This is a genomic window from Sphingomonas brevis, from assembly GCF_023516505.1.
GTDB lineage: Bacteria > Pseudomonadota > Alphaproteobacteria > Sphingomonadales > Sphingomonadaceae > Sphingomicrobium > Sphingomicrobium breve.
Genome location: NZ_JAMGBB010000001.1, coordinates 1,664,388 through 1,677,640, shown reverse-complemented (window position 1 = coordinate 1,677,640; position 13,253 = coordinate 1,664,388). Strand labels below are relative to the sequence as shown.

The window sequence follows — 13,253 nt, the reverse complement described above, 5'->3', positions numbered from 1 at the left end:
CCGTCATCCTAATCAAGGTCTACGAAGCGCAAACGAGAACAGCATTTCTTCGGCATAGCGCCTCGAGAATTTGACATAAGATGCGAAGCTGAATGCGAAGAGAAGGTTATACATCGCTACCTTCACGATCGGCTGCCAATCGCTAATCGCATCTGTAGGGAAGGTGTCTTGATAGAAAGCACCGACGAGGCGGGCAAATTCCATCCAAGCGCAACAAGCAAATAAGAAAGTTAGCGAGCGGAAGAGTCCGCCTATGACCAAATAATTGTACATTCTTGGAACGGCGGTAGGGTCGTTGGCTATGACGTAATGCTCTGTCGCCTTGTACCAATCTTTAGTGTGTCCGGGCGTTGGGAGGCGCTTGTTCTGTAGCCTCGTTTTTACACGCTCATATACTGCCTCGGGAATTCGGCTCGTGAAATAACCGAACCATTTTATCGCGTAGGCCAACACAAAAGAGAAAGAGACGGGAAAGAAGAATAGAAGGCGGATGAGGCTACGAGCGCGAGAACCTTTCCGCCATGCCAACTTCCAGCGGCGCTTCACCCAATCCTTGATCTCATCGAATGATTGTTGATCCCGGCGACGGTGCCCGAGGATGCTCGCGTCGCTCATCTTACCCAACAAGAGTTCGGCAGTCTTTTCCACGAAAAGGGATGACAAAAACGCTAAGAGGTGGCCAAGAATGTAAACCGCAAACAGCGCAAACAGCGTCTTTATTGCGGAGTCCGCGAATGGCACGCCAGTCGCAACTTCGAGCGCTAGGAAGCCAGCCTCCTTCGGGGAAGCGATGTAGTGAAATAAGAAAGGCAGCGAAAATAGGCCGCAGCCGAAATAGACGACTACATCGTAGTTTGCGAAAGGCGGACGAACGAGATCCTTGATGCCGTCCGTCAGGGTTGCCACTGCCCCTCTACTCCGCCGCCACTCCAGCTCTCGCGAACATATCCTCGCCGTCGCCTTCGCCGGCCGGTGCGTCGTTCGCCGCTTTGGCCTTCTGGCGCCGGTCGAAATTGTCCCACACGTCGTTCCACGTGCCCCGGGTCGCGGCCTTCGAATATTCGGTCGCGCGGGTTTCGAAGAAGTTGGCGTGTTCGACGCCGTTCAGCAACGGCGCGAGCCAGGGGAGGGGGTGCTCGTCGACCATATAGATCGGCTTGAAGCCCAGCTGCCCCAGCCGCCAGTCGGCGATGTAGCGGATATACTTCTTGATCTCCTTGGCGGTCATGCCCTCGACAGGCCCGAACTCGAACGCCAGGTCGACGAACGCATCCTCCAGCCGAACCGTCTTCTGGCAGCAGTCGATGATGTCGTCGCGCACCGCATTGGTCAGGCAGTCGCGTTCCTTGACGAAGGCGTGGAACAGGCGGGTGATGCCTTCGCAATGCAGGCTCTCGTCGCGGACCGACCAGCTGACGATCTGCCCCATGCCCTTCATCTTGTTGAAGCGCGGGAAGTTCATCAGCATGGCGAAGCTGGCGAACAGCTGCAGCCCTTCGGTGAAGCCGCCGAACATGGCCAGCGTGCGGGCGATGTCCTCGTCGCTGTCGACGCCGAAGGTCGCCAGATAGTCGTGCTTGTCCTTCATCTCCTTATACTGAAGGAACATGCCATATTCGCTTTCGGGCATGCCGATCGTGTCGAGCAGGTGCGAATAAGCGGCGATGTGCACCGTCTCCATGTTGGAGAAGGCGGCCAGCATCATCTTGATCTCGGTCGGCTTGAACACGCGGCCGTACTTGTCGTGGTAGCAATCCTGCACTTCGACATCGGCCTGGGTGAAGAAGCGGAAGATTTGAGTCAGCAGGTTGCGCTCGCCCTCGGTCAGCTTCTGCGCCCAGTCGCGGCAATCCTCGCCCAGCGGGACTTCCTCCGGCATCCAGTGGATCTGCTGCTGGCGCTTCCAGAAATCGAACGCCCAGGGGTATTCGAACGGTTTATACTGCTTGCGGGCTTCGAGCAGTGGCATCGGTTACGCTCCTTTGAACAGGTTGGTGGCGATGGCGAGCGTCGCCACACCGAGCAGGGATAGGGTGAGGGCCAGCAGCTTGAGGCTGCTCGGCGAATAGCTGTCTTCGGGCCGCTTGGAATTGGCGCGGAGCCACATGGTCCAGGCCACCGCCAGCTCGACGAAGGCGATCGGCCACAGGCGCAGCTGCCGCAGCCACACGGGGGCGGATTCGCCGGCGATGGCCGACAGGACCATCACTACCGCGACCAGCACGGCGAAGGCCGCGACGACCCATTCGAACATGGTCGGCGGGCGCTCATGCTGGTCGAGCGGCAGGAAGCCGGTGTCGGTGTCGCGATAGGCCATCACCGCCGCCTCGAGCTCCGCGCGCCGACACCCAGGAAGCAGATGCCGACGAAATAGCCGAAATCGTAGAAATGGCCGTTGTTGGGGACGGCATAGATGGCGATGTCGCCGACGAAGAGCGAAAGGATGAAGGTCACCGGGAAGGCGAAGCCGTGCCACACGCCCAGCAGGAAGCCGGGCGCCTCGGGTTGGACCGTGCTCTGCGTCACGGTCGCGACGCAGGCGGAAAGCGCCAGCGACGCGGCGAGAATGAGTGCGATCCGCTTCATTGTGCTGCTCATCACTGGCTGCCTCCCTGCTCGGCGGCATGGTCAATCTCTGCCTGCGACGGCCGATATTCGAGCAGGCCGAGCCCGTGGACGGCGAGGAGGATGGCGATGAACAGGACGATCACCGAGCCCTGGTTGCCATAGCCGCCCTGGCCCTCCGCGCCCTTGCGGCGATAGACCACCACCGACAGCAGGACGAGGGCCGCCGCGGCGGCCAGCTCGACGATCTGCATCGTGGTCATTGGTTGAATCCTTTTCCGTCATGCCAGCGAAGGCTGGCATCCATGCCGTCGAGGACATGGGCCCCAGCCTTCGCTGGGGCGACAAGACGAACCATCACTGACACGCCAAACACTCGTCGTAATCCGTGCTCGACGCGAGCTGGATTTCCTTGAGGTCGGTCGTGTTGTCGGCCTCGACGCCGCCGGCGAAACCGGCGCGCTGCACCGACTTGGAACGGAGGTAATAGAGCGACTTGATGCCCAGCTCCCACGCGCGGAAGTGGAGCATCATCAGGTCCCACTTGTCGCTGTCGGCGGCGATGAACAGGTTCAGCGACTGCGCCTGGTCGATGTAGGGCGTGCGGTCGGCGGCAAGCTCGAGCAGCCAGCGCTGGTCGATCTCGAACGATGTCTTGTAGACGTCCTTTTCCTCGGTCGTGAGGAAGTCGAGGTGCTGGACCGAGCCGCCCCGCTCGAGGATCGAGCTCCACACCGTTTCGGCATTCTTCGACTTTTCGGTGAGGAGCTTCTCAAGGTACGGGTTCTTGATCGAGAAACTGCCGGACAGCGTCTTGTGGGTGTAGATGTTGGCCGGGATCGGCTCGATGCAGGCCGAAGTGCCGCCGGCGATGATCGAGATCGACGCGGTCGGCGCGATCGCCATCTTGCAGCTGAACCGCTCCATCACGCCCATGTCGGCCGCGTCGGGGCAGGGGCCGCGCTCCTGCGCCAGCATCATCGACGCTTCGTCGACCTGGGCGCGGATATGCTTGAAGATGCGCATGTTCCACGACTTGGCCATGGCGCCTTCGAACGGCAGGGCGCGCGCCTGGAGGAAGCTGTGGAAGCCCATCACGCCGAGACCGACGCTGCGCTCGCGCTCGGCGCTATATTTGGCGCGGGCCATCTCGTCCGGCGCGCGGGCGATATAGTCGGAAAGGACATTGTCGAGGAAGCGCATCACATCCTCGATGAACTGCTTGTCGCCGTTCCATTCATCCCAGGTTTCGAGATTGAGGGACGAGAGGCAGCAGACCGCGGTGCGATCGGCGCCCAGATGGTCGCGGCCGGTCGGAAGCGTGATCTCGCTGCAGAGGTTGGAGGTCGAAACCTTGAGGCCGAGGTCCCGGTGATGCTTGGGCATCGACCGGTTCACCTGGTCGATGAAGATGATGTAGGGCTCGCCGGTCGCAAGCCGGGTCTCGACCAGCTTCTGGAACAGCGAGCGGGCGTCGACCTTGCCGCGCTCGCTTCCGTCGCGTGGGCTGCGGAGCATGAACTCGCTTCCGTCGCGGACGGCTTCCATGAATTCGTCGGTGACCAGCACGCCATGGTGCAGGTTCAGCGCCTTGCGGTTGAAGTCGCCCGACGGTTTGCGGATCTCGAGGAACTCCTCGATCTCCGGGTGCGAAATGTCGAGGTAGCAGGCGGCCGAACCGCGCCGCAGGGAGCCCTGCGAAATGGCGAGCGTCAGGCTGTCCATCACCCGGACGAAGGGAATGATGCCGCTGGTCTTGCCGTTGAGGCCGACCGACTCACCGATCCCCCGGACATTGCCCCAATAGGTGCCGATGCCACCGCCCTTGGAGGCCAGCCACACATTCTCATTCCAGATATCGGTGATCGCCCGCAAGCTGTCGTCGACGCTGTTCAGGTAGCAGCTGATCGGGAGGCCGCGGCCGGTGCCGCCGTTCGACAGCACGGGCGTCGCCGGCATGAACCACAGCTTGGAAATATAATCGTAGACGCGTTGCGCATGGCCGGCGTCGTCCGAGTAAGCGGCGGCGACGCGGGCGAACAGGTCCTGGTAGGATTCGCCGGGCAGCAAATAGCGGTCGCGCAGCGTTTCCTTGCCGAACTCGGTCAGCCGCGAATCACGCTCCGAATCGGTGGCGACGTCGAACTTCTTGGCATCGACGGTCTTGCTGTCGCGCTTGGTCTCGGCGTGCGAGACGTCGTCGGAGCTTACTTCGCTCGTGGTTGCAAAATCCATCGTACTTCCCCGTTCCTGCGGCCGTTCGATGACGGCTTGTTCTACTTCTGTTCGACTCGGTGCCATGGCCCCGAACCTACTCCATTTTCAAGCGCCGCGGGGGTTTTTCGTGGCCCGTTTCCCCGATATCCACAGGGCACGAGCGGGCGCATACGGAAGATAGTCATCTTCCGTCCCAACCACAATAGATTGAGTAACCCCCCAACGTTGAAACCAGATATTGTGTCTAAACGGGGCTGGGACGCAAGATATAAATTAATGCGATGTGAAAATTTATGAGCCCCCAGAGAGGGGCTGTGACCTTTGAGTCACGAACATTGGGAGACCCGTTGCGGTGAGCCACGGATCGCTCGGTTAACGGTCCATCCGCGAAACGATCGGCCTTACGGCGCGATCACCTTCAGCGCGCCTGGCCGGATCCGGAATATGAGCGGCGGCTTGATCGCCAGCGTTTCGCCATCCAGCGCCACGGTGACCGCCGAGCGGGCGCTATCGACGGCAAGGCTGGAGACAGTGTCGAGGCGTACCATGTCGTCGGGCCGCGGAATGCCAAGCAGCGCGCGCATGACCGCGGCGAGGAATCCGGGAACGCCCTTCTTGCGCATCACCATCACGCATAATTGCCCGTCATCGAGCCGGTCGCGCTGGCCGGCGGCGGGAAGCGCCAGCTGATAATCATTATTGCCCACGAACAGCAGCGGGGTATCGATCCGGGCTTCGCCGCCATCGGCGCCGATCCGCAGCCTTTGGTGATGAAACCGGGTGAGCGTCCTCAATGAGGCGACCAGCATCGCCAGCCGCTTCGACCGGCCAAGCCGCTGCTGCTGAAGCTCGCGGTCCATCACCATCAGCGGATAGAGGCCGATCGCGGCATTGTTGACGAAGATGCGGCCATTGACCTCGGCGACGTCGATCGCACGCGCTTGCCCGCCGGCAATTACGTCGACCGACTTGGCCAGATCGAATGGAATGCCGAGGTCGCGCGCCAGATGATTGAGGGTCCCCAGCGGCAGGATGCCGAGCGTGGCATCCGTCCCGGCCACCGCCTGGGCCGCGCTGCTGACGCTGCCGTCGCCGCCGCCGACGATGATCAGCTTGCTCCCGGCCTTGACGGCGGCCTCGACGCGGTCCGCGATCAGGTCGCCGTCGACCGCGTCGACCTTCGCCTCAATACCGGCCGCGCGCAGGGCCGCCGCGACCTCGTCGAGGCCGCATCTGTTGCGATTCAGGATGACGGACGCTTCCATTCAGGAAGCGGAAACTCCTATGCGGCCGGTCCGATGCAAAAGGCCGCCAGCTTATTTCCATCGGGATCGCGGAAATAGGCGCCGTAGAAGGCCTGTGGCCCTTCATCGCCGCGCACGCCGGGAGGGCCTTCGCATGTCCCGCCCAGTTCCAGCGCCTTGCCGTAGATCTGGTCGACCTTGTCGCGGCTGTTCATCGCGATCGCAGTCATGTTGCCGTTGCCGGCCACCGCCGGCTCCTTGTTGTTGGGGGTGGTGACGGCCAGCCCCGGCTTGTCGAAACCCGTGCCCCACATGGTGAAGCCTCCCGTCTCGTCGCCGAATTCCATGATCCGCTTGGCGCCGATCGTGCTGCCCAGCAGCTCGTCGTAGAAAGCCCGCGCGCGAGGCATATTGTCGCTGCCCAAGGTGACGTAACCGATCATGCGAGTCGCTCCCTTCGTCAGTTAGAGACGGAACATAGCAGGAACGATTGGGCTGGCAAGTCGGCGAATTGGCCTTGTGAAGCCTAGTTGGCGGCGACCGGCGTATCGCCGCCTTTGCACTCGCCGACCCGCTTCGCCTCGACCTTCATCGTCATCACCATGTCGCCGGACTCGGTCGCGGCATTGTTGGTGCTGGTCATGGTCAGCACATAATTGTCCGGCGAATAGGTGCCGGCCATCGCCATGGTAGTGACCGCCTGTTCATGCTTGCAGATCAGCTTGAGGTCGATCTTGCCGTCGCCCCAGTTGAAATGCTCGTAAGTGCAATTCTTGTCGGCCCCGGTGAAGAAATCCTCGCGCGGATTTTCGGCCTGCTCCTTGCTCAGGCAGACATTGTGCACCTGCGCCGTGCCCATCGCTCGCTGCATATATTCCCTGGCTTCCGGCGGCATTCCCGGCGCCTCGATCTTGAGCAGGCTGACGGTCTGCTCCCACTGGCCGGGGCGAACGAAGCTGCCCTTGCCGGCGGCGTCGCGCATCTTGGCGGCAACCTCGGAGGGCTTGGCATTGTCGGCCTTGACCTCGGGATCGGAACCGCACGCCGCGAGACAGAATAAAGGCAAAGCCAGGATCAAGCGCTTCATGCCATTTCCCCCTGTTGGCCACGCCGGACAGGCGCCGGGCCTCGGCCGTGCAGCATATGGCAGTTGGGCCTCATTGCAATCGTCGCCGAACCAGCGCGTGCAAACCAGACTTGCTGAAAAACGATAAATAACTTATCGTTTATCAATAAGTGATTCGGGAGTTACCGTAATGAGCCGCTCGTCAGCCCTGCCTGTCGCCTATGTCTTCCTGCGCATCCTGATCGTCCTCAACTGGCTGTTCGGGGCGTGCGTGCTGGGCCTGCTCGCCTTCACCTTCATCAATCAGCCCTGGACGATGCGCGCATTGGGCGTGGCCGGCATGTCGGATGCCGCAACCGTGATGTGGGCGATGCGCGGCATCGCGGCACTCGGGGTAGCCGCGGTCCCGCTAAGCTACATGATCCTGAAGCGGCTGCTGGCAATGGTTGAAACGGTCCGCGCCGGCGATCCGTTCGTGGCGGCCAATGCATACCGGCTGCATGCGATCGCCTGGCTGCTGGTGGCAATGCAACTGATCAGCATAACCATCGGCGGTATCGGCAAGATCATCTCGACGCCCGAGCATCCATTTCACCTCGACGCCGGATTCTCGATCAACAGCTGGCTGGCGATCATCCTGACCTTTGTGCTGGCCCGGGTCTTCGCCGAAGGCACGCTGATGCGTGAGGATCTGGAAGGGACAGTTTGACATGGCGATCGCCGTCAAGCTCGACGATCTGCTTCACGACCGGCGGATGACGCTGACCGAGCTTGCCGAGCGGATCGACATCACGCTTGCCAACCTGTCGATCCTCAAGACCGGCAAGGCGCGTGCGATCCGCTTCTCCACTCTCGAGGCGATCTGCGCCGTGCTTCAGTGCCAGCCCGGCGACCTGCTCGAATTCCAATCCGACTAGCTTGAGCGATCAGGGCCGGCCGACCCTATCGGCCGATTCCCCCGGCCTTCATCTCGGCAGGTGAGACATAACCGTCCTTGTCGGCATCGAGCCGATCGAAATTGACCAGCGTGGACGCGCGATATTCAATCTGGCTGACCTGGTTATCCCGGTTTGAATCCATGCGGGTCAGCATTTGCTGGGCGCCGGCGGTCGGCGGTGGCGGGGTAAGCTTGGCAAATTCCGCCTGGCTGAGCTGGCCGTTGCGGTCCGCATCCAACTGGGCAAACAGGGAGCGGTTGCGCGACTGGGCCTGGGCTATGGCCTGCAGCTTCTGGAATTGATCGATTTCGATGCGAGACAATTGCCGATTCTTGTCCGCGTCGATCTTGTTGAATTCGGTGTCCATCTCTCGGATGAACTGAGCCCGGGCGATCGGCTGCTGGACGGCCGGAGCAGGTGCCGGCGCAACTGCCGCTTTTTGCTGGCTGTGCGCCGTGCCGGCGGACATTGCGCCGAACAGGGCAATCGTGACCCAGGTCGTTCGTGACATGGTCATCCTCCCGCTCAATTGGTCCGAAGACTAATCCGACAGGCGCGAATTTCAAGGCAAGGGCAGACCCAAAACGGTCAGGCAACCGAGCGCCCATGGCCGCATGAATCGCGGCGTCATGCAAGTGCGGCAACGATGCGGGAAGCGATCCGACTCGGCCTGGCGATGCGCCGGCATCGGCGGCGTCCGCTATGGGATTCCGGAAGGCCAAGTGGTTGCGGTTCGTCGCACTATTTCGCCATTCGGCGCATCCAATCACCAATCACCGCAACATAGGCCGCTTTCCCTCAATCCATATCCATTTTGCTCACCAGGAGAGTCATTCGCCTTCCTGTTCACGCGGCGACCAATAGTGGCTGGCCGACGTGGCCACGGAGGAAAATTCAATGATTAAGCTCGGCAAATCTTTGCTTCTGTGCGCGTTGCTGGTCTCGACCGGCGCTCATGCCACGGTCGCCCCGGCGGCCAAGCCGGCCGCGCCGGCGCTCAAATTTGCTGCCAAGTCGGTCGCGCAAGCGATCGCTAGCACCAGGGCCGTGATCACCGGCAACGGCCTCAAGCCCGCCACCGTCGCGGTCGCCCCGAAGAGCATCCGCCTGATGAACGGCCTGAAGCCCGCCACCGTCGCGGTCGCCCCGAAGAGCATCCGCCTGATGAACGGCCTCAAGCCCACCACCGTCGCGGTCGCTCCGAAGAGCATCCGCCTGATGAACGGCCTCAAGCCGGCCACGGTCGCGGTCGCTCCGAAGAGCATCCGTCTGATGAACGGCCTCAAGCCCGCCACGATCGCGGTTGCCCCGAAGAGCATCCGCCTGATGAACGGCCTGAAGCCCGCCACGGTCGCGGTCGCTCCCAAGAGCATCCGCCTGATGAACGGCCTCAAGCCCGCCACCGTCGCCAAGGCTGCCGCGGTCCAGGTGAAGGCTGGTGCAATCCAGGCCAAGCCGGCCACGCTGAGCCTGGTCGAGATCCGGCGTGCCGAAGAGCTCAACCGCCGCTTCCCCTGCGGCTTCTCGCCGATCGACTAACCAGCAATCGTAACCGATCAGCGAGTGTGAGGAGGGCGTGGCCGCCAAAAGCGGTCACGCCCTTTTCGTTGCGGGCGAGCGATCAGTCCTGAACCGAACGCGCAATTCGTCGCGTCATCGCGCCGTTCGTCGGTCCGGCATGTTGACCGCTGAGCGCCGATTACGTTCCAGCAAAGTAATGAACATCATGGCTCAACCCGATCGCCGGGATCGCCCGACAAGATTGGCGTCGCAGCTGGTCCAGCTGCGCCGATGGAGAGCGGAAGTCTTGCCGGGCGGCCTCAACAAGGAACCGTCCTGGGAGATATTGCTGATCCTCTATGCCGGCAGGGCATTGCCGTCGCCAACCGTGACCGAGCTCACCCGTTCGACCAATGCCACCTTCAGTACCGCGCTGCGCTGGGTCCATACGCTTAAGGATCGCGGAATGGTCGAGCTTACTCCGGGCGGGCGCGGCACCAATCGCATTTTCGTCAAGCTGACCAGCCGCGGCGAGGCGCTCATGACGTCCTGCCTCGACGGGTTTGGAATGTCCGAGATCGCCGCCGACGCGATTCCGGCGGTTTGAAATCTTGTTGAGTTGAAGGAACCACTGCCAATGAATTTGAAGCTGCAGCCAGTGATGCTCTGCATGACTGCCATATTTTCCCTCGGCCTTTCCGCCTGCGATCGGAGCAAGGCCGCGTCGGGGAATTTGTCCGACAAGCCCGACCTTGCCGCCGGTGCTGCCGAGGAAGGCTCGGCGGGCTCGCAGGTCAGTAGCGTTGTCGGTGAAAGGGAGCTTTCGCTGGCCGCGGGCCCGGATGTTTGCTTCCGCGCGGCGGCGGAGCAGCTTGGCGCGGACACCAAGGTTTCGGAGATCACGTCATTCTTCAGCGCCGGCAAAGACATCGACAGCAATGCCCGGGAGCCGGAGGGCATGATGACGATCTGCACGGTCGAATATCAGGATCCCAAGGATCCGCGGAAACTGGTCAGCGTCCAGATGGATGTCAGCAGCGGGACGTTCGGCGATCCGCAACCGGTCGATATCACCGTGGCAGGCGGGGACGCGGCGACGTTCAAGCTCGAAGATTATCTCATCCCACTGTCGCAGGTGAATGCGGCGGAGCTGAAGTCGGTCATGGCTGCCCAGAAGGCGAAGCTTGGCGGAGTCTACAGCCGCTACGCCTGGTCGGGGGTTCGGCTGTCCGCTCCCGGCGCCTTCAACAGCACCCACACCTTGCGCCTTGATTTGACGGGCCGCCTTGCAGCCAACGACATCAGGCAGGAAGGCTATGCGTCAGTTACGACCGACGGCAAGACGATCAAGACCAACAATCTGATGTAGCTCAGAGCATGGCCTCAAGCGATTTGAAGTCGGCAATGCCGAGCGGGATGGCGATCTCCTTCTCCCAGATCGCGTCAATCCTCTCGGCGACGGAGGCGGGAATCTCGGACTTGTGATCGCCGTCGGTTCCGGGGCGCACCTGGGCCCTGTCGTTTCCCAGCATCCTGCCCGCTGCCATTTGCGGGAGCAATGCCACGTCGAAATGGTCGACATGTTCCAGCATGTAGGCGCGGCTGGTCCGTTCAAGCGTCAGGTCCAGCAATACGTCGTCAAGCGCTATGCCGGCGAAATCGGCCATCCGCTTAATGCATGCTGCCCGATCGCGTACTAAGTCGGCATACGAGAGCAGCAATACGTTCGGTTCGTGCCTGACGGCCCACCAACTTTTGAGGTGCCGCCAATATCCCTCTCCGCCCGGGCCGCCGCCCAACACCCAAGCCTCGAAGAAATCCTCCAGGGAAATTGCGCCGGGTTCGATCATGAAGCCGACCATGAAATGGTACATGGAAACGAAGGCGTCCTTCGGATCCCGCAGCGAAACCACATATCGCGCGCCCTTGGGTATCGTATCGTAGCTCAAGTGGCTCTTGAATCCGCGGGGAGAGGCACGTTGCGGCGCGTTCAGGTCGACACCCACCAATTGCGAAGTTTCGATCCACGGAACGACGCGCGAGATATCGTCGAAGTCCATGTCGCCGCGGGTACGCAAGGTGTGGAACATCCATACGCCGGTTCGCTGATTATGGCGAGGTCCGGGCGCCTGGCGCGAAGTCATTGCGGAGTGTTTGAGCTACCCGCATCTGACCGCCCAGAAAACCATTCATATTCAATGATATGATTGGTGACCCCTACGGGAATCGAACCCGTGTTTCAGCCGTGAAAGGGCCGATAAATAGGTGCTTGCCTGTGATCGGTCGTAAGCCTACGTTTGGCAACCCTCAGAAAACAGCCAGAAACCGTAAGCTATCGTAAGCAATCGTAAGCCAGCGGATATTAGGGAAATTGAGGGGGACGTCTTTGAAGGAGCGATTTTGTGGCGAGAACGGTGAAGGATGCGAGGCTAGACAGCCGGGCCGCGCGGGAGCGATTGGAGCCGCGCAAGAAGCCCTATTATCGATCGATCGAGAGCGGTCGACATGTCGGCTATTACAAGGGGCCGCGTGGCGGGACGTGGTTCGCCCGCACCGGGGAGCCGGGCAGCTACCGAGAGAAGCGGCTAGGGACGGCAGATGACGTCCTGGACGCCAACGGCACCGACGTCCTCAGCTTCGCTCAGGCTCAGGCCGCCGCTCGCGATTGGTTCGACAAGCTGGCGAACGAGGCCGACGCTCTAGGCGAGGGAGCCGCGTCGACCGTGCGCGCCGCCGTGGAGCGCTACATCAAGGCGATGGACGCGCGGCTCACCAAGCGAGAGGGCCGCGCCGTGAAGTCAGGCGCGTCGCAGAAGCTAAAGCGCCACGTCCTCGACAACGACGACTTCGCGGACAGGGAGCTTCACACCCTCACCGTCGCCCTGCTTCGCGGCTGGCGATCCAAGCTATCGGTTGCGCCGGCCACTCGCCAGCGCGTCACCAACGACTTGAAGGCCGCGCTCAATGAGGCCGCTCCCAGCGCCGCTCTGAAACTCGTCATCAAGGAAGGCTTGGCTTCGCCCAAGGGTGAGAGCCACGAACCGGCTGAGGAAGCCGCCGACGCGAGCAAGCTCCTAACCGACGACGAGACGCGCAAGCTCCTGAAGGCGATCCACGACAGCGACCCGGACGGCGACCTTTACCGCCTGTCCCTGCTAATGGCCGCGACCGGAGCGCGCTTTGCCCAGCTGCGTCGATTGACCGTTGGCGACGTACAGGCCGCCCGGCTTCGCATCATGGTTCCCGCTTCCCGCAAAGGCCGTGTTGGCAGCGCCCAGCGCGCCGCTGTCCCTGTCCCCGTCGGCCAAGACGTGATCGACGCCCTGCTTCCTATCACCAAGGGCCGCAAGGCGAGCGAGCCGTTGCTAGAGCGCTGGCGTCATGTTCAGGTGAAGGGCCAGCTCTGGGAGCGCGAGAGCCGTGGACCGTGGCAGTCAGCCGCGGAAATGTCCCGGCCGTTCCGAGCCGCCGTCCAGGCCGCCAAGCTGGGCAGCGCCATATCGGCATACAGCTTCCGTCATAGTTCGATTGTCCGCGCCCTGAAGGAAGGCTTGCCGGTTCGCCTTGTCGCCCAGCTGCACGATACCAGCGTGGCGATGATCGAGCGCAACTACACCCGCTTCATGGCCGACGCCCTTGAGGACCTAGCCCGCCGCGCCGTTGTGCCTATGGCCGCGCAGCCGACCGGCGAGAACGTGGTTCCGATCCGCCGCGCCTGATGAT

The 13,253-nt window shown here is 62.0% G+C and carries 17 protein-coding genes and 1 tRNA gene; 6 read left to right on the top strand and 12 right to left on the bottom strand.

Going from position 1 to position 13,253, the window contains the following annotated elements:
• Positions 1-12: 12 nt before the first annotated feature.
• The 9 genes from LZ518_RS08615 to LZ518_RS08575 form a co-directional block, all read right to left on the bottom strand.
• Entirely contained in the window at positions 13-906 is an 894-nt protein-coding gene (locus tag LZ518_RS08615) for a hypothetical protein (RefSeq protein ID WP_249915592.1), read from the bottom strand.
• A 7-nt stretch (positions 907-913) separates the two neighbouring features.
• Positions 914-1,969 carry a ribonucleotide-diphosphate reductase subunit beta gene (locus tag LZ518_RS08610; RefSeq protein WP_249915591.1) on the bottom strand — a complete coding sequence of 352 codons (1,056 nt, stop codon included), beginning with the start codon at positions 1,967-1,969 and terminating at the stop codon, positions 914-916.
• 3 nt (positions 1,970-1,972) lie between these two features.
• Positions 1,973-2,317 carry a hypothetical protein gene (locus LZ518_RS08605; RefSeq protein WP_249915590.1) on the bottom strand — a complete coding sequence of 115 codons (345 nt, stop codon included), beginning with the start codon at positions 2,315-2,317 and terminating at the stop codon, positions 1,973-1,975.
• Positions 2,317-2,598, bottom strand: a complete 282-nt coding sequence (locus LZ518_RS08600; protein WP_249915589.1) for a hypothetical protein — start codon at positions 2,596-2,598, stop codon at positions 2,317-2,319. The genes LZ518_RS08605 and LZ518_RS08600 overlap by 1 nt, the downstream gene beginning before the upstream one ends.
• Positions 2,598-2,828, bottom strand: a complete 231-nt coding sequence (locus LZ518_RS08595; protein ID WP_249915588.1) for a hypothetical protein — start codon at positions 2,826-2,828, stop codon at positions 2,598-2,600. The genes LZ518_RS08600 and LZ518_RS08595 overlap by 1 nt, the downstream gene beginning before the upstream one ends.
• 94 nt (positions 2,829-2,922) lie before the next feature.
• The gene (locus LZ518_RS08590; protein ID WP_249915587.1) at positions 2,923-4,800 is read right to left on the bottom strand and encodes a ribonucleoside-diphosphate reductase subunit alpha; all 1,878 of its coding nucleotides are present in this window, start codon (positions 4,798-4,800) and stop codon (positions 2,923-2,925) included.
• Positions 4,801-5,183: 383 nt separating this feature from the next.
• Positions 5,184-6,047, bottom strand: coding sequence for a diacylglycerol/lipid kinase family protein (locus LZ518_RS08585; RefSeq protein WP_249915586.1), 864 nt, complete (start codon positions 6,045-6,047; stop codon positions 5,184-5,186).
• Between the two features lie 17 nt (positions 6,048-6,064).
• The gene (locus tag LZ518_RS08580) at positions 6,065-6,469 is read right to left on the bottom strand and encodes a VOC family protein (protein ID WP_249915585.1); all 405 of its coding nucleotides are present in this window, start codon (positions 6,467-6,469) and stop codon (positions 6,065-6,067) included.
• An 83-nt stretch (positions 6,470-6,552) separates the two neighbouring features.
• Positions 6,553-7,113, bottom strand: coding sequence for a DUF3617 domain-containing protein (locus LZ518_RS08575; RefSeq protein ID WP_249915584.1), 561 nt, complete (start codon positions 7,111-7,113; stop codon positions 6,553-6,555).
• A 169-nt stretch (positions 7,114-7,282) separates the two neighbouring features.
• Here LZ518_RS08575 and LZ518_RS08570 point away from each other — a divergent pair, with 169 nt between their 5' ends.
• Both LZ518_RS08570 and LZ518_RS08565 read left to right on the top strand, forming a co-directional pair.
• Positions 7,283-7,801 (top strand): DUF2975 domain-containing protein, encoded by a 519-nt coding sequence (locus tag LZ518_RS08570; RefSeq protein WP_249915583.1) that lies wholly within the window; start codon positions 7,283-7,285, stop codon positions 7,799-7,801.
• Position 7,802: 1 nt separating this feature from the next.
• Complete coding sequence (locus LZ518_RS08565; protein WP_249915582.1) at positions 7,803-8,009, top strand: helix-turn-helix domain-containing protein; 207 nt, start codon at positions 7,803-7,805, stop codon at positions 8,007-8,009.
• 25 nt (positions 8,010-8,034) lie between these two features.
• Here LZ518_RS08565 and LZ518_RS08560 read toward each other — a convergent pair whose 3' ends face one another.
• Complete coding sequence (locus tag LZ518_RS08560; protein WP_249915581.1) at positions 8,035-8,541, bottom strand: CREC-EF hand family protein; 507 nt, start codon at positions 8,539-8,541, stop codon at positions 8,035-8,037.
• Positions 8,542-8,927: 386 nt separating this feature from the next.
• Between LZ518_RS08560 and LZ518_RS08555 the strand changes: the two genes are divergently transcribed.
• The 3 genes from LZ518_RS08555 (at position 8,928) to LZ518_RS08545 (ending at position 10,899) form a co-directional block, all read left to right on the top strand.
• Positions 8,928-9,569 (top strand): hypothetical protein, encoded by a 642-nt coding sequence (locus LZ518_RS08555; RefSeq protein ID WP_249915580.1) that lies wholly within the window; start codon positions 8,928-8,930, stop codon positions 9,567-9,569.
• Between the two features lie 178 nt (positions 9,570-9,747).
• Complete coding sequence (locus LZ518_RS08550) at positions 9,748-10,137, top strand: helix-turn-helix domain-containing protein (RefSeq protein ID WP_249915579.1); 390 nt, start codon at positions 9,748-9,750, stop codon at positions 10,135-10,137.
• Between the two features lie 30 nt (positions 10,138-10,167).
• A complete protein-coding gene (locus tag LZ518_RS08545) occupies positions 10,168-10,899 on the top strand; it encodes a hypothetical protein (protein ID WP_249915578.1) in 732 nt (243 codons plus the stop codon).
• A gap of 1 nt (position 10,900) precedes the next feature.
• Here the strand turns inward: LZ518_RS08545 and LZ518_RS08540 are convergent, their stop codons facing one another.
• A complete protein-coding gene (locus LZ518_RS08540) occupies positions 10,901-11,674 on the bottom strand; it encodes a sulfotransferase domain-containing protein (protein ID WP_249915577.1) in 774 nt (257 codons plus the stop codon).
• 64 nt (positions 11,675-11,738) lie between these two features.
• Positions 11,739-11,822 (bottom strand) — tRNA-Ser (locus LZ518_RS08535).
• Between the two features lie 110 nt (positions 11,823-11,932).
• Between LZ518_RS08535 and LZ518_RS08530 the strand changes: the two genes are divergently transcribed.
• A complete protein-coding gene (locus LZ518_RS08530) occupies positions 11,933-13,249 on the top strand; it encodes a tyrosine-type recombinase/integrase (RefSeq protein WP_249915576.1) in 1,317 nt (438 codons plus the stop codon).
• The last annotated feature ends 4 nt before the right edge of the window (positions 13,250-13,253 follow it).

Bases quoted from the DNA above. Each gene is read 5' to 3' on its own strand.
- LZ518_RS08545 (WP_249915578.1), top strand. From the start codon at position 10,168: ATGAATTTGAAGCTGCAGCCAGTGATGCTCTGCATGACTGCCATATTT.
- LZ518_RS08550 (WP_249915579.1), top strand. From the start codon at position 9,748: ATGAACATCATGGCTCAACCCGATCGCCGGGATCGCCCGACAAGATTG.
- LZ518_RS08600 (WP_249915589.1), bottom strand. From the start codon at position 2,598: ATGAGCAGCACAATGAAGCGGATCGCACTCATTCTCGCCGCGTCGCTG.
- LZ518_RS08570 (WP_249915583.1), top strand. From the start codon at position 7,283: ATGAGCCGCTCGTCAGCCCTGCCTGTCGCCTATGTCTTCCTGCGCATC.
- LZ518_RS08560 (WP_249915581.1), bottom strand. From the start codon at position 8,541: ATGTCACGAACGACCTGGGTCACGATTGCCCTGTTCGGCGCAATGTCC.
- LZ518_RS08595 (WP_249915588.1), bottom strand. From the start codon at position 2,828: ATGACCACGATGCAGATCGTCGAGCTGGCCGCCGCGGCGGCCCTCGTC.
- LZ518_RS08610 (WP_249915591.1), bottom strand. From the start codon at position 1,969: ATGCCACTGCTCGAAGCCCGCAAGCAGTATAAACCGTTCGAATACCCC.
- LZ518_RS08580 (WP_249915585.1), bottom strand. From the start codon at position 6,469: ATGATCGGTTACGTCACCTTGGGCAGCGACAATATGCCTCGCGCGCGG.
- LZ518_RS08585 (WP_249915586.1), bottom strand. From the start codon at position 6,047: ATGGAAGCGTCCGTCATCCTGAATCGCAACAGATGCGGCCTCGACGAG.
- LZ518_RS08575 (WP_249915584.1), bottom strand. From the start codon at position 7,113: ATGAAGCGCTTGATCCTGGCTTTGCCTTTATTCTGTCTCGCGGCGTGC.
- LZ518_RS08590 (WP_249915587.1), bottom strand. From the start codon at position 4,800: ATGGATTTTGCAACCACGAGCGAAGTAAGCTCCGACGACGTCTCGCAC.
- LZ518_RS08565 (WP_249915582.1), top strand. From the start codon at position 7,803: ATGGCGATCGCCGTCAAGCTCGACGATCTGCTTCACGACCGGCGGATG.
- LZ518_RS08540 (WP_249915577.1), bottom strand. From the start codon at position 11,674: ATGACTTCGCGCCAGGCGCCCGGACCTCGCCATAATCAGCGAACCGGC.
- LZ518_RS08555 (WP_249915580.1), top strand. From the start codon at position 8,928: ATGATTAAGCTCGGCAAATCTTTGCTTCTGTGCGCGTTGCTGGTCTCG.
- LZ518_RS08605 (WP_249915590.1), bottom strand. From the start codon at position 2,317: ATGGCCTATCGCGACACCGACACCGGCTTCCTGCCGCTCGACCAGCAT.